Source organism: Planococcus sp. ISL-109 (assembly GCF_018613655.1).
Classification (GTDB): domain Bacteria; phylum Bacillota; class Bacilli; order Bacillales_A; family Planococcaceae; genus Planococcus.
This window is the reverse complement of sequence record NZ_JAGGPW010000033.1, coordinates 1-1720: the sequence shown is the minus strand read 5'-3', so window position 1 is coordinate 1720 and position 1720 is coordinate 1. Positions and strand designations below refer to the sequence as shown.

Here is a 1720-nt window from a genome sequence, read left to right as displayed (position 1 = left end):
ATAAGCACCTTGCGCTTCCTTAGTGGTTGGTCGATGTGTACCCCCACAGTGGACTTTCACCACCTAGATAATTGCCATGCCTGGCACACACAAAAAACATACTAAGATTAGTAGGACAAACCAAGGCATTGGTTTGTCCTACTATTTTTTTTATAGTAGAGGTGAAGCGGAGGTCGAGTGGCTCTTGGGATCTTGAATCCGTACAAAAAACGGACCTCCTTCACCCACCTTATCTGAATCAGGTTTGAGTATGTGGGATCCGTTGAGATCGTGTAGAAGAAATGGGAATCGGTAAGGATAGGTGAAGCTTCCAATGAAAACGAAGGAGTGTGGGAGATGAAACATGTCATCGCTTTTGATGTCAGTATGGGGAAAAGTTATGTCGTGGTCTATAACGCGCTGAAAATCTGTATCGTTGAAAAAGAAATCCAGCACACGCGCGAAGATTTTGCTGCGTTGAAGCTGCTGATTGACGACCTAACCGTAGGTTATGATGAGGTGCCACACCTGGTATTCGAATCCACTGGCGTCTATTCACGCCAACTCGAACGCTTCATGCAGGAAAACAGTTATCCGTATTACCTGATGAACCCCTTGGAAGCCAAACTGCAGAGCGACCGGTTGCGGAACCATAAGACGGACCGCGCAGACGCCCATCAGCTCGCAAGCAGCCACTTCCAAAATGAACGTCGCCTGGAGACACCGTCATCAGATGTCTATCGGCAACTCAAGAAAATGTCTCGGCATTACACCGACTTGGACGATGAATTAACAGTCATTCGAGGACGCCTGCACGCGGAAATGCAGCTCACTTTTCCGGAACTCACGGGCTTGTTCACGACAAAATCAGACCTCTTTCTGCGGTTGGTGCAGTTGTTTCCGCATCCGGAACTCGTGTTAGGACACTCCAAAACGGTGCTTAAAAACCGGATTCTGGCCAACACTGAAAAGCGGATGTCCGCCAAAAAAGCAGAAGAAAAAGCCATCCAACTACTGGAGGCTGCAGGCAATTCCTATCCGGCAGTAAAGGTCGATGACCTGGCTTGTGACCTGGTTCGACTGTATGCGAAACGGTTCCAGGAGCTTGTCTTGCTAAAAGAAGCGTGTATCGAAAAAATGGCGGAGCTGGCTACTTCGTTGGACGAGTATGCCGTTCTGTTAAGCATTCCGGGCATCGGGGAGAATACCGCCGTTCGTTTGCTGGCCGAGATCGGTGATATCCAGCGTTTTGAGAATCACAAACAAATGAACGCCTTTGCCGGCATCGACATCCGCAGGTACCAATCCGGTAAGTTTCTGGCGAAGGATCGCATCAATAAGCGGGGAAACAAACACCTCCGCAAACTGCTTTATATCATCATCATGAACATGATTAAACAACAGCGCTTTTCGCAGAACCACCTGGTCGATTATTACCAGAAATTAAAAAAACAACCTTATAACAAATGTCATAAGGTTGCCGTGGTAGCGTGCATGAACAAGCTGCTCAAAACGATCTACCACTTGGTTACACACCAACTACGCTACGATTACAGGCTGACCCCCTGCACCGTGGCACCTAAAGTTTAACACATTCTGCCCCAGCTAAAAAAATGAAAAGCCGGAGGTTTTTTTGGCATGCCCATTTTTAGTTATGAGTAACTTCCGTCTCTTAAAAGATGAGGAATCTCGGAAGAACCTCTTTAAAACGGAATAAAAACTATTGACTAATCGTAAGAAA

General features: G+C 46.9%; 1 protein-coding gene. It reads left to right on the top strand.

Annotated elements, in window-relative coordinates:
- Positions 1–336 precede the first annotated feature (336 nt).
- Complete coding sequence (locus tag J7E21_RS15655) at positions 337–1569, top strand: IS110 family RNA-guided transposase (RefSeq protein WP_215109464.1); 1233 nt, start codon at positions 337–339, stop codon at positions 1567–1569.
- The last annotated feature ends 151 nt before the right edge of the window (positions 1570–1720 follow it).

What these genes read in the sequence shown, in the direction of transcription:
- J7E21_RS15655 (WP_215109464.1), top strand. Translation starts at nt 337, where the DNA reads ATGAAACATGTCATCGCTTTTGATGTCAGTATGGGGAAAAGTTATGTC.